The organism is Phyllobacterium sp. 628 (assembly GCF_014189505.1).
GTDB lineage: Bacteria > Pseudomonadota > Alphaproteobacteria > Rhizobiales > Rhizobiaceae > Phyllobacterium.
The window spans coordinates 354,491-380,058 of sequence record NZ_CP050302.1; the positions used below are offsets into that span (position 1 = coordinate 354,491).

Consider the following 25,568-nt stretch of genomic DNA (forward strand, 5'->3'; position numbering starts at 1 on the left):
ATAAGGACCCTCAGCTTGCTTGGGAAAGAACAACGTCAGTTCTTGCAGCGATGTTCACCGGCTGCCGCCGGTTAGATTTAAGCAATTCTCCGTAGAGGGCAAGATGTTCTTGGGCACAGTCAATATAGTTTGTGGGATTCCGGATGGAATGATGCAGCCGGTCCCAGATAATCGGATCGCTGAGGACTTCGGTAAAGCGATCGGCGAGGTCTTCGGCGCTGCGCACCCGAAAGTGCAGACCGTCCTTGCCATCGCGTACTTTCTCCGCCATGCCGCCGATATTGGAGCAGATAAGCGGTCGGCGATGGTGCAAGGCTTCCTGAATGACAATGGGTGAATTTTCCCACCAGATGGATGGGACGACCACCCAATCAACTGACTGCATGAGCCGGGGCATTTCCGCATTCTGGTACGCGCCATAGAAGCGGACACGCGGTCCGGCTTCCTCGATCAGTTTTTGCATGCGGTCCTGGAAATCGCGCGGCTGCTTTTCCAGATTACCGCCAAAGATCATCAGGCGTGAATCTTCGCCCCATATGGCATCCGGCACGCGTGAGACCGCATCGATGAGCACATCAATGCCTTTGAAGGGTGTCACCTGACCGAAATAGGCAAAACGGTTGCGGCGCGGAGCCGGACCATTGAGTTCACGCGGCGGCGTGACGGTATCAATGGCAATACCATTCTCGATCACGCTGAGCTTGGCAGGGTTGAGGCCCCACTCGGCATACTTTTCCGCCAGAAAGTCGCTCGGCGCGACAAAGGCATCGGCCAGTTCCAGCATGCCGCGAATGAACCGCTCGCGTTTGAGGAAGCGGGCAGGTGGAATGTCAGGGAAACAGGCGTGGCAATCAATCGGCGACGCTTCGTTGCAGAGCTTGGCGGAACCGGCTTTGACCATCTGGCCATCATTGTTGCAGATGGATAGATATTCGTGGAACGTAACCAGAATGGCTGTATCCGGCAAGGCTTCACGGATGGCGTAGAGGGTTTCCAGCCCAAGACCAAGCACATGGTGGAAATGCACCACCTGCGGATTGAGATCACGGACGAAGCGCAGCAGGTCGCGGCGGATTTCGTCGGTGTTCTTGTTCGACAGATAAAAGTGATCATATTCATCCGCGTGAAACAGGATTTCGTCGCTGCTGCGGCGCATGCTCATCAGGGCTGTCGTGCCATGGCGCGGAATGGGATGACCGGCGCGGGCAAGATAGACCGACTGCACGCCGGGCAAACTGTTCAGACCTTTGTGCAGATTGTAGGATGCGATCTCGCCGCCTCCGAGCGAAATGCTGGGATGGGCATGAGAAATCACCAGAACCCGAAGCTTGTCGGTCATGCTGTTTCCTCTTTTGGAGCGGGACGTTTTTTGGTGAGGACATTGGCCCAGCGGCCGTCGAAAACCTGCCGGTCTATCCGCTCGATCAGTGCAATCGTCGAAGCCTTGTCGGACATGGAAATATCGTCCGAACCCAGCATCTGCGCCGATGGCAGCCAGTAGGATTTAAGGCCGGATTGTTTGAGCTTCAAACCAAGGTCGAGGCCTTTTTCATGGGTGCCGAGATAGCCGCGGGTGAAGCCATTGACCGAAAAGAGTGCATCGCGCGGCAAAACACAGCATTCGAATGTCGCGGTCGCCACTTCGGTCGTGGCCATGCCTGCCACCGCATCGATGGGATAACCGGCATAGCGGCTGATCAGGGCGCGATCCGACTGGGCGCCTGCAACCCATGTGCCGGCCCAGCGGATGGAATCATCCTCGTAGGCCAGCGTCGGCGAGAGGACACATTCCTTACGTGCATCATAGGCGCCGAGCAGTTTTCCGAACCAGCCGGAACTGCGCGGCAGCAGCGATGCCGCCAAAAAGACCACACATTCGGTGGAAACGGCGCGGGCACCGACTTCCAGCGCGTCATAAAGATCTTCCGAACCACTGGCGGAAACGAGACGCACATGCAGGCCATAGAAATCAGCGAGCCTGCGCACCTGCACGCCAATGCGGTCAACAATCTCGGTCGCGGCCGCAACAACAATCGGCGCGCGCCGGGTTTCCGGATCAAGTGCCAGCAATGCCAGCAGTGGACCGATTTCTTCCACACGTTCGTCCACGCCAATGATCAGCGCCGGACCTTCCGCCTCTTCGAAGGCACCAAGATCGACGACGCCAAAAATTTCCGGTGCCGGACGGCTGACACCGCGCAACAGTGGTACAAGCTGCTGGTCAACAATATGACGCAGCGCCCAGGCATTGGGGTCAATGGCGCGGATCTGCCGGACAACCGCATCACGCGAAGTGATCCGGGTGGGTGTCAGCGGCATGAAAGCGCGGCGGGAATCGCTCAAATCCAGCTCGATATAATAAGGCGACGTGCTGTCACCGGCCAGCTCCGGCGCAAAGGCAACGAAGCCGTGCGCGTGGCGGTTGGGATCGAGTCCGGCATTGAATGGCGGCTGATTGTCGAACTCACGCGTTACATCCGGGCGGTCCACCCGTGTCCAGTTGTTGTCAAGCTGCGTTTCACCGCGATGACGGCGCAATTTGACGCCGGCAACATGGCTGTCGGGATCGAGCAGCCAACCAGATATCAACAGGCCGCTGCCTTCGACGCGGAAAACATTGTCGATGCCCATGCGCACGGGGAAAGGCAGGCTGGAGACGGTTTCGGTGCCATCAAAGCGGTTGGCGGCGGAGCGCAGACGCAGCAGGATCTCGGTTGAGCTGCGCATATTCGGCAAAATAGCGCGGACGTGACTGGGCGTTTCGCGCGAGCCGACCAGCAAACGCCGGTCATAGACCTCGATAAAGCGCCAGCCGCGACGGCCCCGAAACAGGAGCCGTTCGATATCATTTGGTACCACGGGTTCATTGGCCAGCAGCAAACCGGCAAAGCCCGATGCCTGTTCGTTCACATCGGGACGCGCAAACACGCCGATGGAACATTCTGCCAGGGAAGGCGAGCGGCCACTGATCAGAAGCCGCGTGACCGACGGCGTCAGGTCCTGCGCCCAGCCCTGCACGAAAATCTCGCCTTCGTCGCTGCCGCCGATCAGCTCGATGATACCGTCGGAGCGCGCACCGGCCTGTAACAGCACGGTGATCGCCGCCAGTTTCTTGCGACCAATCGGTCCGGAAATCAGCGCTTCCACCAATCCGTCAATCGCACCCGGCAGATTTGCGCCAGCCAGATCAGCGATCATGGCTGCCAGATCGCCAATGGCGGCAGCGCGTGCGGCAAAGGAATACCGTGCCACTTTGGCCTTGTGCTGGAACATGATGGTCTTCAGCTGACCCCGGCGCAGAACATTTGTCGGCACAATGGCAACAAACCCATGCGTGCCCGCAGGCGAGGGTGCTTTCAATGCCCAACTGATGACGGTGGCCTTGGCACTCATGGCAGGATCACCATTGAGAAAGACCGTGACCTGATCGGTGGTGGCATTGCCGATGCCAAGAACCAGCACAAGCGTGTCCTCGATCGGACAGCCAACCACCATTTCGCCTTCCATCACAATGGAATTGCGCTCAGGCGTTTTCCGCTCCGGTGCATTGCTCACCGGGGTATTGCGCTCAGGCGCCTTTGCCATTTTGGGCACCGGCAGCAATTTGGGTTCGTCACGATTCATCGAGACCAGATCCTCAACGCAGAGTGGCAATTGTCAGGAGAGCGCCGGCGACGAACCCGACCAGAACAAACAACAGCAGAAACATCGGTTTGGCGTCGCCGCCAGTCCGCTTCTGCAGATCTTCCATGCGCTTTTCCAGACCAGCGACAACGCCGTCCATGCGCATGAGATGCACATCCAGTTCCGTCATGCGCTGATTGAGATCGCCGCGCAGCCCTTCGATCGAACCGCTGATATCGACCAGATCGACCGGACCATTGCTGGTTGTTCCCTCAATGGTGGCGGGCCGCTGCAGGGAACGCTGGTTCACCTGCAATTGCCGCTGTGCCGCCATCAGCATATCCAGCTTGTCGAGAATACGGGTCATCGGCGCTGCGATCAGCGCTTCCGCCGCCTGCTCATCGGGTTTGGGAACGCGCAAAGCCTGTTCCACACCGGCGCCGCTGATGGCGATAACGACGAGTTCACCCGGCCGCATGGCCGCAAATTGCGGCAGCATCACATCGAAGGCATGGATACCGTCGCCAATGCCGTTCCGCTTCAGATCCGGACGTTCCTTATCGGCCGTCGCCTCAGCGATGGGTTTGCCATCCAGAAGCACACGAATGGTCAGCCTCTGGTCCGGCGCCGATGGATCGAATGCCCAGCCATAGAGGCGGCCCGCATCGACGGCGTCAACGCGGCCCTTGACCGGTTCAACTTTTGCGGTTTCGGCTTTCACAGGTTCAACCTTCACTGCTTCAACGGTTACAGCCTTGGTATTATCCTGCTGCGGCGCTGCCGTTGGTTTTCCTGATGTTTGTGCCGACACTTTCGTCACTATGGACATCATGTACCTCCGTATCTTTTCAGGCTGCTTCGACGCGTTCAGACCGCAATGTCTCGATCAGATCGAGATAACGGCCCGCAGTCGTGTCGATTGTGTCAGGGTGGCGTGCCCCAAGGGAAAGAAGCTGACGCAAGTCAGAATCTTCTGCGAGGCGCCGCATGGCAGCAGCCAGTGCCAGTGGATCGTTGGGTGGAACAGTGAGGCCGTTGACGCCGTCCTCGACCATTTCGGCCATACCACCAATGTTGCTGGTGATCACAGGGCAATCCTGGCCCTGTGCCTCCTGTATCACCAGCGGCGCGTTCTCCCACCAAATCGATGGCATGATCGCGCAGTCAACCCGCGCAATGAGAGCACCGATATCCTCACGCCGGTACGCGCCGCGCCGCTGCACGAAAGGCGCCGTCTCGGCAAAGAGCCGGTCAATATCAGCGACAAACGTCTCACTCTGGAATGGTGCCGCGCCATGAACGCGCAGCTCGAAATCAAAGCCTTCGCTGATGAGCTGCTTTGCCGCATCCAGCAAAACGGTCGTACCCTTCCAGGGATTGAGATTGCCGAAATAGCCGAAGACCGGTTTGGTACGTGTGAGCGGTTCGACCTTTTCAACCAGCGCCCGTTCAGGCTGACCGTTGGGGATGACGCTGATCAGGTCCTCAGCGATACCCCAGTCAACATAGCGCTGTTTGAGGAATTCGCTCGGTGAGACAAAAGCATCGACAACGCTGAGCAGCGATTTCAGATGGCGTTCACGCAGCACGAACTTGTCGAGCGCGATATCCTTGAAACAGCTGTGGCAACGGTCGGGGCTCGCGCCGTAGCATAATTCCTTGCCGGTTGTGCGCACCATGAGCCCGTCATGATGGCAGATCGGATAATAGTCATGCAGCGTCAGGACAATCCGGCATTCCGGCAATGTCCTGCGGACGATGTGCGGAAATTCGGCACCCAGCAGCAGAAGATGATGCAGGTGCACGACATCCGGTTTGAAATCGCGCAGCAGTTCGACAATGTCAGGCACGATGCCATAGAGATCGACCTGACTCATGAAAAACCGGTCGAAATGCCCGGACCACAGCAGGATTTCATCGCCGCCCTTGCCAATGCTTTGAAAGCTCGTGCCGGGTCTGGCTTCACGGTGGATATGGTTGGTGGCGCCAAGAAACAGCGCCTCGCATCCGGCCCGCTGATAGGCCCGGAACAGATCATGCGCAAAAATCTCGGTACCGCCCGGATGCAGGGACGGGTGATTATGGGCCGCGACGAGAACACGGGCCATTATCTGCCCCCTCCGGCTCCGGCAATGAAGATATCCTGATAATGATCCGCCGAAACGCCGCGCCAGTGGCCATGCGATTTGGTGGAGACCGACAGTCCGGCCTTGATCAAGGCCTGTTCGAGAAACCCGTCATCAAAACCAACGGCGGCCAGCGGCGGCAATTCGGGCACGAACCAGCATGGGCCATTGTCATACCGCTGGAACCCAAGGCGGGTATCACGCTTCTTCTGCGGGTTTTCCGCAGCCACTGTGTCCACTTCGAACGCAGTCATGAACAGGCGTCCGCCCGGTGCCAGCACCCGCGCGACTTCGCGCAGATAAACGCTGACTTCCTCATCGGGCAAGTGCGTAACAACCGAGGTCATGATGACAAAATCGAACGAGCGGTCTTCAAAAGGGAGCTTGAGAAAAAGCCCGTCAATGGCGCCCTTCGGATTGTACAGGGAATGGGCAATATCCATGTAGCGGAATTCGAAATTGGGATAGACGGAGGTAATCTTCTGCTGGCACCAGTTGATGCCGCCCGCTACCGGATCAATGCCGCGATAGGTGCCCTTTGCCGGGTCGAGATATTGCGTCAATGGCACGGCCATACGGCCTATGCCGCTGCCGATATCGAGAACGCGGTGTTCGGGCAGCAATCCGCCCCTGCGGATGAAGTGGCCAAGAAACTCGGCACCTACAGCCTGAAAGTTGCCATCGCCGACAAAGACGCTATCGGGATCGGGGCAAGGCAGAAACCTGTTGCGGACGACGGCTTCCATCAGCCAGTCGATATATTCATCATTCACGGCATGGATATGCTCGGGGTGGGCTTTCTTGAGTGCAACAACCTCAGTCAAGCGGCGCTCCTTTCAGACTTTGCAACGAGATAAGGCGTGGCAGTATCCTGCGTGGCCTCATCGAGATAATTCGTCATCAATTCGGTTATGTCCTGGTCCCAGCGCTTGGTATGCAGCCAGGAATTGTATTGGCTCGCCAGACCACGCATGTAGTCGGCGCTGCGGCGGATCGACCGCCGTTCAAAGTGATAGAGAGAAACATCCGGCTCATAGGCGACGTGAAAACCGATCTGGCGAATTTTCAGGCACAGATCGCTATCTTCGTAATCGCCAATGATATAGTCCTCGGTGAAGCCGCCGACGAGATCGTAGATGTCCTTGCGTGTCACCAGACACGCGCCGGTAACACCCGGCACATTGCGGCCAACACGGGCAGGCGCATATTCACCGGGCATGCCCTTGTAGAAATGGTGATTGAGCCAAATGCCCTTCTGGTCGCGGGCGAAATAAAGCCCGGCATGCTGCAAGGAACCGTCCTCAAACAGCAGCCGCGGGCCGATTGCACCGAGCTTCTTCTGGTCGAGCAGCGGTTGTATGAGTCCCTGCAGCCAGCCATTGGCGCAAGGCACAACGTCTGAATTCAGCATGACCAGGATGGTACCAGTCGCCAGACTTGCCCCGGCATTGCAGGCGCGGGCATAGCCGCTGTTGCGGTTCATGGTGGCAAGCCGGAACGGCAGGCCATGCAGGATATGCAATCCGCCAAGCATATGCTCGGTGTCGTCCTGAATTTCAGGGGAGTCGAGCACGAAAATCAGTTCGGCATTGGCGACCAGCCAAGGGTCCGTTGCCATCGCCGAAAATTGGAACCGCAGGAAATCCAGATTGCGGTAAAGCGGGATGACGATCGACACGACAGGCGCTTCCGGCAACACGCCGAAGTCCTTGGTATCAGCGATCTTCACGGTCTTGCCAAGCTTGGCTTCAACCTCCTGCAGGGCAGGGGCAAGAATGCTTTCGAACACCTGATCGCGTGCATGCTGTGGCGGTACGGCACGCAGGATGCGGTTGCGCTGCGCTGATGCTTCAAAAGGTTGCAAAGGCGGGATCAGCGATGACGTTGCCCCTGATACAAGCCGCATCTGGAAGCGTGGCTGCAACAGCGGTCCAAGGTTCTTGCTCTGGGGAAGCCAAGCGACAAAACCCGTGACATCCGCGCCAAACCCATCTTCGCGCTCGCCGGTTTTGCCGGGGAATTTGTAGAAATTGGGCTGGAGCGGCAGCATGCTGCCATTCTCGGAGAGATATTCGATACCAGACAACATCGCGGAAGGATCATGGCTCCAGCCGCCAACGAGCAGTCCGCCATCCAGTGCCAGCGCCAGATCAATCTCCGCTGCGGGATGGGTCGCCGACTTAGCAATCTGGCGAACTGTCAGCGGCACGCGCGTCTGCATATCAATGGCCGTGGCCAGACCGGCACCAGTGACTTTCGCCAGTTCCCGGATAAGAAACTCACGCAGATTCATATCGCCGTGGCGCTTTGCCCACCACTTGTCGAAATCGGCTTGCTGGCTGTCGCCCTCGATCAGTTTGCGGACGGCAACGCCATTCTTCCCGGACAGGACAAGAAGGAAAGACTGCGGCAATGACCGCGCTGACTCGATAAGAAGATGGCAGGGCTGCCCGCCGCGCTTGGCCTGCGAGCCCATGACGAGCTTTGTCGGCAAAACCGTTACCGAACCGCCGCTTATGGCATAGATTGCCGTGATTTCGCCCAGAACCGGATCGACTGCCGTTTCCAGCAGATGCTGTCCATCAACGGGCTGACCGCAGGAGCGGGCCGGGCGTGGCTCGGGTGCGAGTGCCAGGGTAATTTCGCGCGCCACACTGGCGAAAGTCTGATTCTGCGACAGGCGGAATGTGCTGCGCCAGGTGCTTAAAACATTGTTGAGCAGTTTGATGTGCCCTGCAGCGGTGAGATTGTTGACCGCGCCATGGACATCGAAAGGCGCCAGCTCATCGGCGGGGTAAAGAACCACCTGCTCAGTCGGACCGAGTGAACCAGCGGAAAGCGCAAGGTTAACCGGCTCATCTTTGGTGCGTACAACCCAAAGAATGCGTTGCCCGCCTGTTTCGAGGGGTATGTTGAGGCTGACAAGCGGGACCAGAGGTTCTGGTGAATCAAGGGTACATTTGGTCGAAGGCCGCATCGCGCCAGGAATATCCCAGATCACAACGGCAATATCCGCACAAAGACGAGAGATGGAAACACTCTCGGTGTCGTCTGCAATATCCGTCGAATGGTCGAGGTTCAATACGCTGCCCTTTCATTCACATCGGAAAGAAAAAACGTGCCCGGCAAAAGCAGGGCACGCCAATTTTCAATGAAATCAATGTACGACGAAGTACGTATCGGGATGCGCGTGAATGTCGTCCGCGCTGGTGTTGACGAGGGTGACGCTGTCGCCATGGCCAAGATCGACCACAACGTTATTGCCAACCTGAGTAATGCGATCTGCAAGATCGTCAGCTGAGTTGATGTGCAGACCGTTGATGCCCCGGGAGATTTGGAGGACGTCTTCGCCCGGAGTGAAGTCGAGGATGACGTCGTTGCCGCCACCACCGCTGAAGTGGAATATGTCATTACCAGCACCGCCAACGAGGATGTCGTTGCCGGAACCACCGTCAAGATAGTCATTACCGGCACCGCCCTGAAGGACGTCATTACCGGAACCACCGAAGAGGATGTCAGAGCCGCTACCGCCCTGAAGCACGTCATTACCAGCATCGCCGAACAGAATATCGTTTCCGTCGCCGCCACTGATCGTGTCGTTCCCCTGGTCACCATGGAGAATGTCGTCACCTGTGCCACCGAAAAGGGTATCGTCACCCCTTCCGCCGAACAGGATGTCATTCCCCTCATCACCGAAGATTATGTCGTTGCCGTTGCCGCCAAAAACGAGATCATCACCGCCATGGGCGTGGATGAAATCGTCAAATCGCGAACCAAACAAAACGTCGTCGTAGGCGCCGCCTTCTAAAGTGGCCATCTGCTTCTCCTTCTGTCTGCTTTGAATTTCGACCTGCCGAAAATGTTCCGACCATCGATGCTTTGACGATTGTGCGCTGCAACAAATCGAAATGCAACCTAACCTAAGAGTATAAATGTGGCATTCACGAGTAACAAATTATTACGAAAACGTATTACTTCACGTTTTATTTCGTGACTCTAATTTATGTTTATTTCTACTATACTTCATCTATCAAAGTGTATTACGCGTAATTTATTTCAAAATTTGAAATGTCATGAAGAATCTCATTTTTCAGTGCAAATATTCTATTTAATCTTCTCTAAACGCCCGATTGAGGCTGTCCGATATCGGCGAGATGATGTAGTCGATCGCACGCCGGGTCTTGTGAACGATGATCACTTCGGCGGGCATACCGGGATAAAGTTTGACTGACGGATTGGCTGCCAGCGACTTTGGCGCGATCTCGGCACGGGCCACGAAGTAGGCCGCGTCGGTTTTTTCATCAAGAAGCTGGTCTGCCGCGATATAGCTGATCTTGCCGTCAAGCGGTGTCAGGGAGCGCTGATTATACGCGGTAAGCTTGATCTGCGTTGGCGACCCCACCGTGACACTGTCGATATCACGCGGGCTGATTTTCATCTCGACAACCATCGGCTCGTTCTCAGGCACAATGTCGAGGAGCGGTTCGCCGGCAGCAATCACACCGCCTGGTGTGCGCAGTCTTATGTTGGCGACAATGCCCGCCTGAGGCGATCTGATCTCAACGCGGCGCATGACATCCTTGGCGGCGACAATACGCTCTTCAGTGTCCGCCAGATCCGTCTGATTTGTGGTGATTTCCCCTGCAATCTCGGATTGGAGGTCGCTTTCGATACCGGTCAGGGCAAATTGCGCCCCGGATTTTGCCTGCTCTGCCTTGGCTTTGTCGCCGGCATATTGGCCACGGTTACCGGCCAGCTCGCTGAGCTTGGTATCAATTTCCGTCAATTTTGATTTCTGCGCGAATCCCTTGGCCACCAGACTTGCGATGGCATTGCGCTGTTCCGTAATTAGCTCGATCTGCCGGTCCGTCGCCGCCACCTGGGAAGCCGATGACTTGGACTGCTCGCTATATTGCTCGATGTTCTGCCGCTGCACATCGGTCCGGCTGGTTTTCTGCGCCAATCGTTTCTGGAAGAATATCTGCTCGGCTTTGACTGCATTCTCTGCCGGGACATCACCGGGCCCGCCAAACCCTTCCGGGAAAGTGATTTGCTTCTCGCTGGCCTGTTCGGCCCGCAAGCGTGCAAGCTTGGCAATCAATCCGACCCGGCGCGATTGCAGCGACTGCAATTCAGAACGGGCCTTGGTGTCGTCAAGCTTGATCAGGGGTTGCCCGACCTTGACCTCGTCGCCTTCCTGAACCAGCAGCCTGTCAAGCATGCCACCTTCCAGATGGCTGATCGTCTTGCGTTTCGAATCGACAATCACTGTCCCGAGCGCCACGGCGGCACTGCCAAGCTCGGCCGAGTAGGCCCAGCCGAAGAACCCGCCGAAAGCGACCATGACCGTAGTTACGCCTGCAATGATCAGACGGCGCAGCGGCGACTTCGCGTCTTCATTTTCGAGATCCGTCACCCATTCCGGACGCACGGCTCCGAATTTCGTCAGTGCGTGCCCGGCACCGGATTCGGTGCGCGGCGCCAGAAGGCTGGTGATACGTTTCGGGACAATTGATTTGCCGGTCATGATCCCGCTCCCATTTTTTGACCCGTCGGGGTGATGGAGGCCACCACGTCGGTGCGCGGGCCAAACTGAGTGATGCGACCATTTTCAAGCACGAGCAGCTTATCAGCGACCTGCATGATTGTCGGGCGGTGGGCGATCATGATGACAATGGCGCCATCATCGCGCGCCTGCTCGATAGCCCGCATCAGCGCCCGTTCGCCAACCGCGTCGAGATTGGAATTGGGCTCATCGAGCACAATGAGGCGGGGGCGGTTGTAGAGACAGCGGGCGAGGCCGATGCGCTGGCGCTGGCCGCCGGAAAGGGTGAGACGGCCGTCACCGACAGGTGTGTCATAGCCAAGCGGCATACGCCCGATCATTTCGTGCACGTCGGCGAGCCGGGCCGCTTCAAGCACCCGCTGCGGATCACTTTCGCCCATGCGGGCAATATTGTCCTTGATGGTGCCATCGAGCAGCGCCACCGATTGCGGCAGATAACCGGCTATCTCGCCAAATGAGCTGCGCTCCCACAGGAAGACGTTGTTGCCATCAAGGAAAACGCCGCCCGAGGTTGGCTTGACAATGCCAATCATCAACCGGGCCAGTGTTGATTTACCGGCAGCGGACGGCCCAACAATACCCAGCACCTCGCCCGGAGACAGCGAGAATGAAATGCCCTTGATGATCGGCATTTCAACGCCAGGTGCGGCGTAAACCAGCTTGTCGATGATGAGATCACCATGGGGGCGGGGCGTGGGCATCGTCTGGCGAACGGCAAGGTTCTGCGCGAGCAGAGCCTGAATGCGCTGCCAGTTACCGATGGCGTTCACCCACTGACGCCATGTTTCCACCACGTGATCAAATGGCATCAGCAGGCGGCCCACGATGATGGTCGTGGCAATCATGGCACCGGGCGTGATGGACTGGTCCATCGCCAGATAGGTACCGGCGCCCAGTGCGCCGATCTGGATCATGAAACGCAGCGTGCGGGCAATCGAGGCCATGCCGCGGCTGCGGGTGCCCCCGACATCCATCAGATCCAGCGCGTTCATCTGCGCGGTACGCCAGCGTCTCGCCAGGGCAGGCAGCATGCCCATCGCCTCGATGACTTCCGCATGCCGCAACGTACCGCCAATTTTCGAGATGGCTTCGATGTTTGCCTGATTCGCATCTTTCAAAACGCTGCGCGTCAAAAGATCGGTCACCACGCCGCAGGCAATGAGAATAAACACCGCAATCACGCCGATGATTCCAAAAACCGGATGAAGCAGGAAAAGCACCGTCAGAAAAATCGGTGACCAGGCCGCATCCAGTGGCGCACTGACCGATGAGGATGTCAAAAAAGTACGCAATTCAGTCAGATCGCGCAGGGCCTGCGTGGCTTTCGGCAATCCCTGATCAACCGAAGCCTGAACGGCGGCGGTGAGAATCGGAAGGTTCAGACGGCGCACCAGCGCACTGCCCATTGCCTGAAACGACAGGGCGCGAATGAACTCGAGAATGCCGAAAACAATAAGCGCACCTACCGCCAGAATAGTCAGCATGGTGAGCGTATCCATGCTGCGGCTGTTCAAAACACGGTCGTGGACCTGCAGCATGTAAAGCGGTACAGTCAGTTGCAGAAGGTTGATGCACGCACTCAACAACACGGCATAGAGCAGGCCCGACAGGAAGACCCGTCGCGCCCTTAAAATGAGAGCCTTCGGATCTGGAACTCCGGAAGCCATCGTATTTTTTCCAACATTGCTCTTGCCATTTGCACTGTTTTGACGAGTATCACTCATATGTATTCTGCCTTGGAAATGACATAGCTAGCGGTTACCCCCTCGGACCTTGGTCTAAGGAGACAGACTAGTAAAGTAATACTGTGCAGAATGTGACAGAAAAAAGTTCTTATGGTGGGGAAATAGGCAAAGGAGACTGGAAATATACTTGTAACTTACTTCAAATTTTGAAGTAAAATTGATGATGGAGACAAAGATGATACAAAAACTTCTGCACGAAGGAGTGGAAGTCGAAACATCTATTGACGGTTACGACGCCGCCGATTTTCCTGAAATTTCCGCTGAAAAACAGGGACATAGACATCCAGTTCATAGAGTTGTGGTGACACATTTTGAGCTGGCGAGAATGATTGAGAGAGTAAATCGTCGGTTCGCGAGCCTTCTGAGGACAGAATTGACGAAGTTGGGGGTTGAAGACGTTGGCCCTGCCCAGGCAATGGTTTTGCTGGCAATTGGCGACGTCGAACTTTCTGTAGGGGAGCTTTTGGACCGCGGTCACTACATCGGTTCGAACATTTCCTACTATCTGAAGCAGCTCGTCGATGGGGGATACATTGACAGGGTTGCATCCCAGCGCGACAAGCGGTCCGCAAGGATTCGTTTGACAGAAAAAGGCGAACAGCTTTGTGCCAATCTGCGCAACGCTGGCGGAGCTTATAACCGTGTACTCGCCCGGGATGATGATGACCTCCGCAATCTGGAAATCGCTTTTCAGACATTACACAGGCTCGAACTGGTTTGGGGCAATGCCGCACGTTACGGCATTTGATTCTCTTTCCCCTCGTGCCTTGATGTCTGGACAAGACTGACATGCATGTAGCTTTCGTTCACAGGCGTGGTTTTGGCCAGTTCGCGGCCCTGGCCGAACATCTTGCGACAAACGGGCATGATGTCAGTCTTATTTGTGAAACAGTGGACCGCCGCCTCCCATCGGTCCGCGTGATCAGACACAGAGCAGAACCTGGCCCTCGGACGGATAGTCAGATGGCCAGGTATCTTGGCATTCCCGACCATCATGTCCGGATCGGGCATCGTGTGGCCGAGACATTTGACTCCATGGCACGTCAGGGTGAACGCCCTGATATTGTCATTGGTCACATTGGCTGGGGCAGCATGATGTTCGTCAAGGATGTCTTGCCCAAAACTCCCGCTCTGGGATATTGCGAATTTTTCTATCGGGCCGAAGGCGCCGATGTCGGATTTGCACCGGATGACAAGCCGGATGCGGAAACGCGCAAACGATTAAGGCTGCGCAACATTGCGCAGCTGATTTCCCTTGAAGCCATTGATGGTGGTTTCAGCCCGACCTTCTGGCAGAAGAGCCTTTACCCCGCTGCGGCACAAAAGCGTATCGCGGTCTGTCATGAAGGCGTGGATACACAACTTTTCCGCCCCGACCAGCGCGCATCACTGCGACTGCCGGACGGGCGCATTCTCAAGGCGGGTGAAACACCCGTCATCACATTCGTTGCCCGCGATCTGGAACCCTATCGCGGCTTCCCTCAGGCGCTTGAGGCGGCAGCAAAAGTTGTCCGGCAAAACCCCGACGCGCTGTTTATCTTTGTCGGTGGGGACGGTGTCAGCTATGGCACACCGCCGGCGGGAGGCGGCTCCTGGAAAGATACACTCCTTGCCCAATATGATTTGCCGGCTGACAGGGTGCTGTTCCCCGGCGCAATTTCCCATGATCTGCTGCGGCAGCTTTACCAGATATCGACCGCGCATATTTACCTGACCTATCCGTTTGTCCTGTCCTGGTCGGTGATCGAAGCCATGGCCTGCGGCGCACTTGTCATCGGCTCTGACACACAGCCTGTGCAGGAGGTTATCCGGTCCGGCCAGAACGGACTGCTCGTGCCTTTCTACGATACGGATGCCCTTGCCGAAACGATCCTGCGCGTGCTCGACAAGCCCGCAGATTTTATGCCTTTAAGGGTCGCCGCACGCCGGACAATCGAGCATCGTTTTCGACTCGCTGATTGCATTGCGCGGCAAAAATCGCTGATCGATACGGTTTTGCGAACGGCCTGAACCGCCACTTTTTCTTCTTCATTTCAGGCGTTTATTTCGATTGCACTTCTGGCAGAATCCAGTATTTATGCCGGTTTTTGCGCTGCACACAAAAGCACAAACAAAATAGTTCGAATTTTGAAATAAATAACATCCATATCTGTATTATTATTTACTATAGATCAAACAGATATTCTGTTGACATTACTGTGGTGATATTTTCTCATGAAGACAGATGCAGGCACCGCTTGCGCAATTGATCACCCCACACTGGATGTCCATCTTGAACACACCACTGCCAGCTACCGTTGATCGACAGCCGCGCAAAAGCCGTTATGCGATCGCTTCCACCCATGACCGGTCCATTCTCGAAGCCTCTCCGTTGCACGATCTGATTGTTTATCTGGAGCCTGATTCCGACCAGACGCGGCTGCTCAACACATTTCCATTGATCGCCATCGCCACATCGGATGAGGGTGCTGCGGCGCTGCAAACAGCTTTAAAGCAGCTCTTCAGGTTCAAGACATTACCGAATGTTCCCATCATCCGGCTTGACGCAGCGGCCATCGCTTCGGAAGCTGTTCTGGTGGCGCAGGTTCTTGAAAACGGACTGGAGCGCCTGACCAGCCACGTGACCAAAGTTCATGCCGAACTTGCCATGCTGCGGCGTGAACGCGAAACTCTGTTCGAAAATTACCGCGCCATCGAAAACGCGTTTCATGCCCGCAACTGGGATTCTGTGACGGAGGTTTTCGGCCACACACCGAACGTCGATCCAAAGGATGAGGGCTTTGCCAATCTCCTGCGTGAATCGGAGATCGAGCAATTGTTCCCGGTGTCGAGCTATGCGGTATCGGGCTTTGCATTGCATTTCCGCAGCCAGCCTTCAGGACGCTCCGGCCAGTTGATTGTCACGCTCGATTATCTCGAGAATGGCGAAGGTGTCGCCGAATGGCTGATCCCCTATGCCAGTGTGGTTGCGGACTGGAATTTCTTCTCGCTGCCAAAGGCTTGTGACGGCGGACACCGCACGTTGCGGCTACGGGTCTCGGCAACCGGCGGCATACCGCCGGAACTGTCGCTTGGCAATGTCATCACCAATGAACGTTATGCTGCACGGGCCCGCATTCCCCACGCGGATCTGGACATGCGTCCGCTGGCCTTCCGCGTCTTTACCGGCCTGCCCGGTGTGCGGCCCACCTCGCTGCCGAACGTGTTTACGCCAACCTCGCTTATCGCCGGACGCCGGGTGGAGGATTACCGCCTGCCGGTCGAACTCTTGCGCGGTGTTACCAATGTTTCGGTCAGCCAGATCCAGCCGGATTTCCCAACCGTGCGTTTCCTCGAACACGAGGATGCGATTGTCTGCCATCCGCTGAAAGAAGGCATCACAGCCGGTGTTATCCGCCGCGTTGTCGCCCCCGGAACTGTCCGCATATCGGCTCGCGCCCTTATCGATCATCCGGAAGGTCAGCCCGGCGCCGTTGGCTTCCTGCTCACCAATCTGGCAGCAGATATCAAGGGCGAGATTGCCAATCTTGGCCGTCCCGGCGACAAGCGCCCGGCATCGCTGTTCAGCGGCTGGACCGAAATAACCGCAGCCCAGCCAACCGATATCAACTTCATGCTGGATGCGGCGACCACCCGCGCAATGGACCTTGTTGTCTTGAGCAAGGCCACCACGGACTCCGTCGATTTCTCCTGGCTGAAAGTATTCAACTTCCGCCTCGTCAAACATCTCGAAGCCCGTCCAGTGCAGGAGATGGTCAATGCCCGATAAGCCTCAGGATATGATTGCCATTGCAATGCCGCTTTATGGCCACGCGGCACTCGTTCTTGAAGCGCTGGAATCCGCGCTGGCGTCGTTGACAAAATTTCGCACGGAAATCGTCATATCGGTTGATGGCGACCCGCGCCGCGAAGTGTTTGACGAACTGGCGCTCTATGCAGCTTCCCATTCCAACATTCACGTCATCTTCGGTGAGAATGCCGGGCCGGGCGGTGCGCGCAATCGCGCTATCGATTACATCCTCGATGAACTGCCTGAAGCCAAGGCGGTCTACTTCCTCGATGCCGACAATCGCGTTCTGCCCTATACGGTGGATACCCTGTACCGCCGCCTCATGGCGAGTGGCGCTGGCTGGATTTACACCAATATCGATACATTCTCAGTGGCATGGCGGGCGCATTACGGCGACAGCTATTCGCGCCTGATCCACTGCATCACCGACAATATCTGCGACACCGGCTCGATGATTTCCATCGACGTTTTCAAGAGCGGCGTCCGCTTTGACGAAGACCGCCAGAACGGGTTTGAGGACTGGGAATTCTGGCTCTCGGCCGTCGAAGCTGGCTTTGTCGGGCAACCCTGTCACGACACCGGGTTTGAATACCGGTTGCGTGCCGAAAGCCGCTTCAAGGAAGCCAATCGGGACCGTTCCGCGTCCATCAATTTCCTGCGCAAGCGCCACAAGGCGCTGTTTCGTCGCCCGACACTGGTGGGTTTTGAACACAAGGAATGCCCGCGCTATGCGTTGATCCGCACCGGTGAGGGCAAGCTTGGCATGTTCACGGACCCGACGCTGAAGCCCGGCGAAATCGGCTTCGACGACGCCATCCGCGCCTTTTGGGGCAGTGTTGGTGAGCCGGATAATTTCCACTTTCCGCCCTTTGTTGCGGCCTGCAGCTCGGAAACCCTGAAGCTGCTGACGCGTTCCCGGCTTCTGCCGAATATTCTGTGCCATCTCGAACGGCTGGCTGAAAAGACCAACATCGTCTTTGTCGAACTCGGCAATGTGGATTCGGAACGGCGCATCGATTCGGAAATCATGTCGTCGGGCACCCATCAGGGACCAGCCGATCTGATTTTCGTTTCAACCAAGCTGATCCAGAATGTCATCGACAATGACGCACTCGACTGGTTCTCGTCCATCGGCAGCCAGCAGCTTTGGCCGACATCATCACGCATGAAAGTGCGCTTCCCATTCCCGAAAGCCCGCCAGCGCCGCTCGCTGGCACGGCCCGAGCAGGCGTTGCTCAATCTCGTTACGGCGATTGCGACCAGCCCGCTCAAGCAGACAGCCTCGTCCCGCTGGACCTGGCGGCCGCGCCGGTTGCCAGCGCTGTCCGAGATGTATCAGGTGCTGCGCAAGGAATTATCCGGATCCCCCGTCCTGCCGCTCGCGCACAACGCGGCCAAGCGAAGGACTGCTGCGGTTCTGGTTCCCAATGCTTCGTTTGGCGGTGCGGAGAAGGTTGCCTATGCGGCCGGGCGAGAGCTGAAACAGCAGGGCTTCGAGACCCATCTTTTCGTGATGGGCTCCAGCCGTATGGATGTGCTCGACGAGTTCGATCTGGCGTTCGACTATGTGCATTTCTGGAAAGATGGCATTCCGGCCTGGGGCGACACCAACCGTTTCCTCGGACAGGATTTCATTACCGAGGACCATCCGCTTGACTGGGAAGCTCTGCGCGGCCAGCTCTCGGGGTTCGATCTCATCGTCAATAACCATGTCATGGCAGCGCATCCGTTGATGGGCAAACTCCGCTCCGAGGGAACGCGCACCGCCTGTTATCTGCACGTGGTAGACGAGACGGTTTTCCGCCGCCGCGCCGGGCAGCCCTATGCGGCTATTGCGTTCGAGCATACCTATGATGCGTTCCTCACCTGCTCGGAACAGTTGAAAACCTATCTGCATTCTTTTGGTGTGCCGTTTGAAAAGATATTTGCGGTTCCAAATGCCGCCAGTTTTTCCATCGACGCAAAGCTGCGGACTCAAGTGACGGCCGCGCGCGAAACCATGCGCCCGGAAGAACCGATCCGCATTCTCTATATGGGACGGCTCGACCGGCAGAAGGGTATTGACCGCCTGCATGACGCCATCATCAAACTGCGCGAACGCGGCATTGCATTCGAGGCACAGGCCATCGGCGGCGAGATTCTCTCCGATGATCCGAGTTCCTCGTGGATGGCGCGGCTGAAGGATGCGGGCGTGAAGGTTTCACCGCCGGTTTTCAGCGGCAAGGATATTGCCGCGCATCTTGCCTGGGCCGATGTCCTATTGATGCCATCCCGCTGGGAAGGTGCGCCGCTGATGATCGCTGAAGCGCAACAGCTTGGCTGTGTGGCCGTTGCGACTGCTGTTGGTGCGTGCGACGAGCTGATCACCCATGGTCAGGACGGTATTTTGATCAAGAATGGCAATGACGCGCAGATCGTTAACGATATCGTTCGTCTGCTGACCATTCTGGCACAGGACCGCGGCGCACTTGCCCGCACGGCGGAAGGCGCGCTTGCCACCGCTGCCGAGCGTTCCTGGACATCCTCTTTCGCCAGCTTCATCGCCTGGTGCAACACCATCGAAACCGCCATTCCCAAGGAACGGAAAGCGGCATCGCCCGAAATCACCGACGAATTCAATGCCGCCGCCGAGCTTCCGGGCCGGGCTGTTGCGTGACGATCACTAGAAAGGTTTTGTGTTCCCATGAGCCCCAGAATTCTCCTGACAGGCATTCCCGGTCATTACACACGTCTCATCCAACGAGCTGAAGACAGCCGCGTTTTCTATTCGGAAAAGCAGCCGCAGCCGGAGACCAAAGAAGCCTATATGCGTGAGCTGAAGAACATCAGCAATACCGGCAATTATCTGATCGGTGAGGGCGCCTTGCGCGCGCTGTCACCGGATGCGACACACATTCCGTTCTGGCATCTCTACAATGCCGTCAACAACGGCACCGGCCTCGATTCCATCAACAAGCAGTTCGATATCTGCGTGTTCACCTGCGCCAATCTGTTGCGCAAGAGCCTGTCGGCCGATGCGGAAGCACAGGTTCTAGCCAAGCTGGACATGCCGGTCGTCATGCTCGGCATCGGCATTCAGAACCGGCCCGACCTAGAGGAATCTCTACCGGAAGGTACGCAGCGGCTGCTGCAGGTGCTGAAGGAAAAGGAACATTATTTCCTGACGCGCGGCGACGAGACCGCAGCCTATCTGAAGGATCAGGGCTTTTCGTTCGTGCGTCCCGTCGGCTGTCCCTCCATGTATTTCATGCCGGCCAATATGCGCCGCGCCATTCGCCGCCTGCCTGATGTGAAGGTAGGCGAGGGACGCACCGTGTTCACCGGCTATATGGGTGCAGCGCTCGATACGATTGGTGACATGAACGCTCTGTCGTCCGATGACGGCCGCTCGGCCTATGTCATTCAGGATGAGCCATTGCATTTCGACATGCAGATCGAACCCGACGAAGAGGGCCGGGTTTATGATTCCACCTCGGGCGAGATGATCGGCGATCTGGCTTTCAAGGGACAGGATGAGCTGAAGAAGAACATCAAGGTTCACACCTTCTTCGACACCAACCAGTGGCGTGCCTGGACCTCGTCGATGGACTTCTCCTTCGGCCGGCGTTTTCACGGCAATATCATCGCGCTTCAGTCCGGCGTTCCGAGCCTCATCGTCGCCGTCGATGACCGCATGCGCGAGATGCTGAACTTTTCCGGTCTGCCGAAAGTCGAGGCTGAAGACCTCAACTCGGCCAATGACCGCTCGGCTTTCATCTCTGACCATCTGGCACAGATGAATATTCCGCAAGTTATCGAAAAATACTCTGACCGCGAACGCAGCTTCCGCTCGGTCCTGACCGAGATCGGCATCGGGTAACCTCCCATTACCCCTGCCTTGGCAGCTCCAACCCTAAGATGGACGAACATGCGAATAATGATCACTGGCATCCCATCATATCTGATGCGGACCGTCGACAGCGTTTCCGGGGCAACGGTCAAGCACCGTCCCTATTTCGAGAACATCAAGACCAAGAAAGATGTGATCGATCAGGTCAAGAGGATTGCCAATACGGGCAATTATCTCATCGGCGAAGGCGCAGCGAACAGCGTTCGCGGCCACGATGTGACCTATATTCCGTTCTGGCATCTGGCGAACAGCATCCATTCGCCGGAAACCTATGCAAAGCTGAACGAGAGTTTTGACCTGTGCCTGTTCGCATCGGCCAACCTCTTGCGTCCGGGCTATGCGGCAGCCACCGAGTCCCATGTCTTCGAACTTCTCAATATGCCGATTGTCGTCATGGGCATCGGTATCCAGAAGAAGGAAAATCTGAAGGCCGAACTGCCCGAGGGTACGCATCGCTTCCTCAATGTTCTGAAGAAGAAGGAATCCTTCTTCCTGACGCGCGGTCACTTTACGGCCGAATTCCTCAAGGCCGAGGGCATGAAATATGTACGCCCGACCGGCTGTCCGTCGCTGTATTTTGATCCGGCGCAGATGAAGCGTTCGCTGAGCCGTCTGGCTGACCCAAGCCTGGCTGAAGCGCAGAAGATCGCCTTGGGCGGCTATCTCGGCAGCGTGCCGGACACGATTGTCGACGCCCATGCATTGCTGCACAAGGATACCACGGCAAGCTATGTCATTCAGGACGAAGTGATCGTCTACAATATGAACATGGTGGGCGAGGACGGCAGCGAAGCCTACGATCCGGCCGCAAGCCGCATCACCGCGCAGACCGAATACAAACATGCCGAGAAATGGCAGCGCAAGCGCGACTATCTCGTATTCTTCGACACGCACAAATGGCGCAGCTGGGTTTCCGGGCAGGATTTCTGCTTCGGCCGCCGCTTCCATGGCTCGATCATCGGCATGCAGTCGGGCATTCCGGCGCTGATGATCGCAGTCGATGACCGTATGCGCGAAATGCTCGACTTTGTCGGCTTCCCACATATCGAGGCATCGGTATGGAACCGCGAGCCGCAGAAGAAAGCGTTTCTGGCGGACTTCCTGTCGAAAATCGACGTTCCCGCAGCCATCGACCGCTATTCGGCCTGTGCCGAAAACTTCAACGGAGCGCTCAAGGATATTGGCATCCGATGATGGCATTGAGGACCGGCGCCCGGTTTACAGGAGGCAAAAAGCCATGAAATGGCCCTTGCATTTGCGTGGATTAAGCGCCGGACTTTCGCTTGTTATTGCTGCGGCATTCGCAAGTACCTCTCTCGTTGCGCCAGCCGGTGCAGCGGGAGATCCACGCTTTGGCGTCAATCGCGTCAATCTTGCCTGGTTGAAACCAGCCGAGCGGGAAAAAGTTCTCGACCTGATGGCCAAGAACGGCATTGTTGCCGTGCGGCTGTCCCTGACCAAGCCGCTGGATCAAAGCATCGACGCCGTGCGCGTGGCCCATGCCAAGGGTCTGGCAATCCTGCTGGAAATATCACTCAACAATCCGTCATTCTATCCCGAGGGAACAAAACCCCGCTCGGGTCTTGGCCGCATATGGGATATGTACCGGCTCTCCGACATTGCGCCGGAGCAGTTCCGTACGGTTGTCAGTGACGCCCTGCGCAAAATCGACGAATTGAAAATTCCGCTTGTTGCGGTTGAAGCTGGCAATGAAATTAACTGGGGCGCTTATAATGGCGACCTCGAGGTAAAGTCCAAGGCAAAGACCCGGACGGCCCGTTCGCTGGCAGATCTCGACAATTTGCCTGAGGTCGAGAAGGGTGCGGAGAAATATGTCGCACTCACCCGGATCGTGCGTGAAGAGCTGGCCAAAAGCAAATTCAGTGCCGGAGCCAAGGTCATTTCCGCCGGGCTATCGGATATTCCTCCGGCCGATGCTGACCGGCGCGGCATCGATAGCATCGATCCCACCAGCTTTACCAATCTCCTGCGTAAACATGGGCTGGACAAGGCTGTGGATGGTTATGGCATTCACATATATCCCGGCAGCAACGGCACGCCAAATGCCCGCGCAGTGCATATGAGCCAGGCGCTCTCAATCTGCAGGACCGAGCCTGACGGCAAACCGTGCTGGATCACCGAATGGGGCTTTGCCAATACATCGACCACATGTCCGGCCAATGACGGCAACCGCGAACGCCTCGTACAGGCCGCGCGCAACCGCTTCGAGGAACTGATGGGTACAGGCCGCGTGGCAGCCGCCTATTATTTCGATTGGGATGCAACAACCTACGGGGTTTGGCGCTGCGGCGGGCTCTCCCCGGCGGGCAAGGCAGCGGTGGTATCGCCATGAAACTCAAAACAGTCATTATTGGCGGCTCGAACACTGTCATGCTGCCCGGGTATCTGCCGTCGCTTCTCTCAACTATGAGCCGGCGAGGCATTGATCTTGATGTCGTGGCTGATCTGGCTGTCGGTGGAACAACCAGCGCATTTGGCCTGTACCAGCTCAAGATTTATGACCAGCTTGCTGATTGCGACCTGCTGCTAATCGAATATGCCTTGAACGATGCCTTCGTCTATGGCGACGAGCGGCGGCAATTCCGCCACTGGGCGCGGTTTTACGAGGGGATCATCCGTTTTGCGCTTGAGCGCAATCCGAACTTGCGCATAGCGACGCTTGTCTTTGGTGCCCGCAACGGTTCGTTCCTCAGTGCCGTTCCGTCCATCGACGCCGGTATCAATTATATCTCGCAATGGTACGGCACGATCTGTGTCGACGTTTCGCGCATGCTGATGCAGCGGTTGGGCCGGGATGTTGTCGGCCACCCGAGCTTTTATTCCGATCAGGGCCATTATGCCCGGCCTGTCGCTACAACCATTGTCGCCAATCTGATTGCGGATGAGCTGGAACCGGCGCTTCATCGCCCGCATCGACCTGCCACGTTGCAACCACCGATTGATCCGGAGCATTTTGCCAATGCCAAGGCGCTCGACGGGGTTCAGCTGGGCAAGCGGCTGGGGCGGCGGCCGGTGGAATACAGCAATCGCCGCTTCTCCGTTTCGGCGCTTGATCTGGAGAAAGACCGGCTGCGTTTCGAAGTGGACAACGGCCAGCTTTTGGCCATGGCCTATGTGTGCGAACCGCGCATTCCGCCGCTTGATATCCGCATGGGGCAGGAAATGCATCGGGCCGCGCTGCTCAAGGGCGGCGTGCGCGACGGAACCTACAAGTTTCTAGTATCGATGCTGAGCTTCGAGTTCCTTTATGGCGTCACGCTTTTGCAGCAGCAGCCGTCCTTGGCACTGACGCTTGGCGGCGGCACATCGGCGGCCGAGCATAAACTGCATGTGCCGAAGGACAGCATCAAGCACGACACGTTCCCTGCAGAACCGGCCCTGCCGATCAGCGGCATTCTCTTTACCGGTAACCTGAAGGTCTGCACCATCGAAAAAGCCGGAAGTGAAGCGAATGGAACCGCAGCTGTTGCAAAGCCTGCCGTGAAGATAGAAGCGGCCGCGCCCAGCGCCTGAGTCCATCTTTGTGAAACGGCGCGAACATGCTACCCGTTCGTCTCTTGAAGTGAGCGGGAATCATGATCGAAGCCGAGATCGTTGCAATAGAAGAATGGCTGGATGCGCAGGGGCTGGCGGGCGCCAGCGAAACCGAGCTGCTCAACGGCTTTTGCGTGCGCTGCTGTAGCCTCGGCGTCAAACTGGAACGGGCATCGGCCTTCGTCGATACACTGCATCCGATTTACGAGGGCAGGGCCTTTCTCTGGCGTCAACGCGAGGAAGTGGAAAAACCGGTTATCGAATATGGTTCCAGCTATCAGGGAGCCAGTGCCGAAAACTGGCAAAGAACCACATTCTTCCACATGCTTCAGTCCGGCGAGGATTCCCTGCGCCGCCGCATCGGTGAGATGGATGAACCGGGTTTCATGCACCTGGAGAATTTGAAAGCGGAAGGCCTCACCGACTATCTGGCGATCATTAACCGCTTTTCGACCCAGGGCAGCATCGGTGAGATGGACTGCTTTTACTCCCAATGGTCGACATCCCATGCGGACGGCTTCAACGATGCCGAGATCGCAACATTGAAGCGGCTGACGCGCGGACTGGCGATCGCTATCAAATGTGCCTCACTGGCGCGGATTGTGCGCACCTTGGCGGAAGTTTATCTTGGAAAGGACGCCGGAGAGCGGGTTCTGGCCGGACGCATCAATCGCGGTGCAGCCGACCGGATCGAAGCGGTGCTGTGGTATTCGGACCTGCGCGATTACACACGGATTTCCGATGCCGCTGGTCCTGATGCAATCATTCCGATGTTGAATGACTATGCCGATGCGGTGATCTCCTCCATCCAGACCGCAGGCGGCGATGTGCTGAAACTGATCGGTGATGGCATATTGGCGATCTTTACCGATGGCGGCTCGCAGAAGGCCTGCATTGCCGCGCTGCAAGCTGAAGCCATGTTGCGCCAGCGGCTTGTCATTCTCAATGAGAAGCGGGCTGCGGAAAAGCAGCCCGTGACCCATGTTTATCTTGGCGTGCATGTTGGCGAAGTATTCTTCGGCAATATCGGCAGCGACACGCGGCTGGACTTTACCGTCGTTGGGCCTGCCGTCAATGAAGTCAGCCGCATTGCCTCCATGTGCCGCTCGGTCGATCAGGATATCCTGATTTCGGACCGTTTTGCCGCCTATCTGCCGGAGGAGCTGCGGGCGAGACTTGTATGCGTTGGCCGCTTTGCCCTGCGCGGTGTTGGACGGGCACAGGAACTGTTCACGCTCGATCCTGCTGAAAGGCGTTAAAACAATGAACCCCG

General features: G+C 57.0%; 18 protein-coding genes. 9 read left to right on the forward strand and 9 right to left on the reverse strand.

The window, feature by feature from the left end; translation table 11 throughout:
- Positions 1-10 precede the first annotated feature (10 nt).
- The 9 genes from HB779_RS22260 to HB779_RS22300 all read right to left on the reverse strand — a co-directional run bounded on the left by HB779_RS22260 (position 11) and on the right by HB779_RS22300 (position 13,040).
- Complete coding sequence (locus HB779_RS22260) at positions 11-1,339, reverse strand: glycosyltransferase family 4 protein (protein ID WP_188346149.1); 1,329 nt, start codon at positions 1,337-1,339, stop codon at positions 11-13.
- Complete coding sequence (locus HB779_RS22265) at positions 1,336-3,624, reverse strand: hypothetical protein (protein WP_244642774.1); 2,289 nt, start codon at positions 3,622-3,624, stop codon at positions 1,336-1,338. The genes HB779_RS22260 and HB779_RS22265 overlap by 4 nt, the downstream gene beginning before the upstream one ends.
- Positions 3,625-3,637: 13 nt before the next feature.
- Entirely contained in the window at positions 3,638-4,453 is an 816-nt protein-coding gene (locus tag HB779_RS22270; RefSeq protein WP_244642776.1) for a hypothetical protein, read from the reverse strand.
- Positions 4,454-4,472: 19 nt separating this feature from the next.
- A complete protein-coding gene (locus HB779_RS22275; protein WP_188346413.1) occupies positions 4,473-5,735 on the reverse strand; it encodes a glycosyltransferase family 4 protein in 1,263 nt (420 codons plus the stop codon).
- Positions 5,732-6,574, reverse strand: a complete 843-nt coding sequence (locus tag HB779_RS22280) for a class I SAM-dependent methyltransferase (protein ID WP_244642779.1) — start codon at positions 6,572-6,574, stop codon at positions 5,732-5,734. Before HB779_RS22280 ends, HB779_RS22275 begins: the two co-directional genes overlap by 4 nt.
- Complete coding sequence (locus tag HB779_RS22285; RefSeq protein ID WP_188346150.1) at positions 6,571-8,832, reverse strand: glycosyltransferase family 2 protein; 2,262 nt, start codon at positions 8,830-8,832, stop codon at positions 6,571-6,573. Before HB779_RS22285 ends, HB779_RS22280 begins: the two co-directional genes overlap by 4 nt.
- 75 nt (positions 8,833-8,907) lie before the next feature.
- On the reverse strand, positions 8,908-9,567 hold the full coding sequence (locus HB779_RS22290; RefSeq protein ID WP_188346151.1) for a calcium-binding protein: 660 nt from the start codon (positions 9,565-9,567) through the stop codon (positions 8,908-8,910).
- 291 nt (positions 9,568-9,858) lie between these two features.
- Entirely contained in the window at positions 9,859-11,277 is a 1,419-nt protein-coding gene (locus tag HB779_RS22295) for an HlyD family type I secretion periplasmic adaptor subunit (RefSeq protein WP_188346152.1), read from the reverse strand.
- On the reverse strand, positions 11,274-13,040 hold the full coding sequence (locus HB779_RS22300) for a type I secretion system permease/ATPase (protein WP_188346153.1): 1,767 nt from the start codon (positions 13,038-13,040) through the stop codon (positions 11,274-11,276). The genes HB779_RS22295 and HB779_RS22300 overlap by 4 nt, the downstream gene beginning before the upstream one ends.
- A 199-nt stretch (positions 13,041-13,239) precedes the next feature.
- Here HB779_RS22300 and HB779_RS22305 point away from each other — a divergent pair, with 199 nt between their 5' ends.
- The 9 genes from HB779_RS22305 to HB779_RS22345 all read left to right on the forward strand — a co-directional run bounded on the left by HB779_RS22305 (position 13,240) and on the right by HB779_RS22345 (position 25,554).
- Positions 13,240-13,809 (forward strand): MarR family transcriptional regulator, encoded by a 570-nt coding sequence (locus HB779_RS22305; RefSeq protein ID WP_188346415.1) that lies wholly within the window; start codon positions 13,240-13,242, stop codon positions 13,807-13,809.
- A 41-nt stretch (positions 13,810-13,850) separates the two neighbouring features.
- Positions 13,851-15,071 (forward strand): glycosyltransferase family 4 protein, encoded by a 1,221-nt coding sequence (locus tag HB779_RS22310; RefSeq protein WP_188346154.1) that lies wholly within the window; start codon positions 13,851-13,853, stop codon positions 15,069-15,071.
- A gap of 253 nt (positions 15,072-15,324) precedes the next feature.
- Entirely contained in the window at positions 15,325-16,830 is a 1,506-nt protein-coding gene (locus tag HB779_RS22315; protein WP_244642847.1) for a DUF6212 domain-containing protein, read from the forward strand.
- Positions 16,820-19,507, forward strand: coding sequence for a glycosyltransferase (locus HB779_RS22320; protein ID WP_188346155.1), 2,688 nt, complete (start codon positions 16,820-16,822; stop codon positions 19,505-19,507). The genes HB779_RS22315 and HB779_RS22320 overlap by 11 nt, the downstream gene beginning before the upstream one ends.
- Positions 19,508-19,534: 27 nt before the next feature.
- Positions 19,535-20,710, forward strand: coding sequence for a polysaccharide pyruvyl transferase family protein (locus HB779_RS22325; protein ID WP_188346156.1), 1,176 nt, complete (start codon positions 19,535-19,537; stop codon positions 20,708-20,710).
- 48 nt (positions 20,711-20,758) lie between these two features.
- Positions 20,759-21,934, forward strand: coding sequence for a polysaccharide pyruvyl transferase family protein (locus HB779_RS22330; RefSeq protein ID WP_188346157.1), 1,176 nt, complete (start codon positions 20,759-20,761; stop codon positions 21,932-21,934).
- Positions 21,935-21,977: 43 nt separating this feature from the next.
- A complete protein-coding gene (locus HB779_RS22335; protein WP_188346158.1) occupies positions 21,978-23,093 on the forward strand; it encodes a glycoside hydrolase in 1,116 nt (371 codons plus the stop codon).
- Complete coding sequence (locus HB779_RS22340) at positions 23,090-24,274, forward strand: SGNH/GDSL hydrolase family protein (RefSeq protein ID WP_244642784.1); 1,185 nt, start codon at positions 23,090-23,092, stop codon at positions 24,272-24,274. The genes HB779_RS22335 and HB779_RS22340 overlap by 4 nt, the downstream gene beginning before the upstream one ends.
- Before the next feature lie 62 nt (positions 24,275-24,336).
- Positions 24,337-25,554 (forward strand): adenylate/guanylate cyclase domain-containing protein, encoded by a 1,218-nt coding sequence (locus HB779_RS22345; RefSeq protein WP_188346159.1) that lies wholly within the window; start codon positions 24,337-24,339, stop codon positions 25,552-25,554.
- The last annotated feature ends 14 nt before the right edge of the window (positions 25,555-25,568 follow it).

Excerpts from the sequence above, each read along its gene's own strand:
- HB779_RS22260 (WP_188346149.1), bottom strand. The coding sequence starts at position 1,339 with ATGACCGACAAGCTTCGGGTTCTGGTGATTTCTCATGCCCATCCCAGC.
- HB779_RS22265 (WP_244642774.1), bottom strand. The coding sequence starts at position 3,624 with ATGAATCGTGACGAACCCAAATTGCTGCCGGTGCCCAAAATGGCAAAG.
- HB779_RS22270 (WP_244642776.1), bottom strand. The coding sequence starts at position 4,453 with ATGTCCATAGTGACGAAAGTGTCGGCACAAACATCAGGAAAACCAACG.
- HB779_RS22290 (WP_188346151.1), bottom strand. The coding sequence starts at position 9,567 with ATGGCCACTTTAGAAGGCGGCGCCTACGACGACGTTTTGTTTGGTTCG.
- HB779_RS22295 (WP_188346152.1), bottom strand. The coding sequence starts at position 11,277 with ATGACCGGCAAATCAATTGTCCCGAAACGTATCACCAGCCTTCTGGCG.
- HB779_RS22300 (WP_188346153.1), bottom strand. The coding sequence starts at position 13,040 with ATGAGTGATACTCGTCAAAACAGTGCAAATGGCAAGAGCAATGTTGGA.
- HB779_RS22310 (WP_188346154.1), top strand. The coding sequence starts at position 13,851 with ATGCATGTAGCTTTCGTTCACAGGCGTGGTTTTGGCCAGTTCGCGGCC.
- HB779_RS22315 (WP_244642847.1), top strand. The coding sequence starts at position 15,325 with ATGTCCATCTTGAACACACCACTGCCAGCTACCGTTGATCGACAGCCG.
- HB779_RS22320 (WP_188346155.1), top strand. The coding sequence starts at position 16,820 with ATGCCCGATAAGCCTCAGGATATGATTGCCATTGCAATGCCGCTTTAT.
- HB779_RS22325 (WP_188346156.1), top strand. The coding sequence starts at position 19,535 with ATGAGCCCCAGAATTCTCCTGACAGGCATTCCCGGTCATTACACACGT.
- HB779_RS22330 (WP_188346157.1), top strand. The coding sequence starts at position 20,759 with ATGCGAATAATGATCACTGGCATCCCATCATATCTGATGCGGACCGTC.
- HB779_RS22335 (WP_188346158.1), top strand. The coding sequence starts at position 21,978 with ATGAAATGGCCCTTGCATTTGCGTGGATTAAGCGCCGGACTTTCGCTT.
- HB779_RS22340 (WP_244642784.1), top strand. The coding sequence starts at position 23,090 with ATGAAACTCAAAACAGTCATTATTGGCGGCTCGAACACTGTCATGCTG.
- HB779_RS22345 (WP_188346159.1), top strand. The coding sequence starts at position 24,337 with ATGATCGAAGCCGAGATCGTTGCAATAGAAGAATGGCTGGATGCGCAG.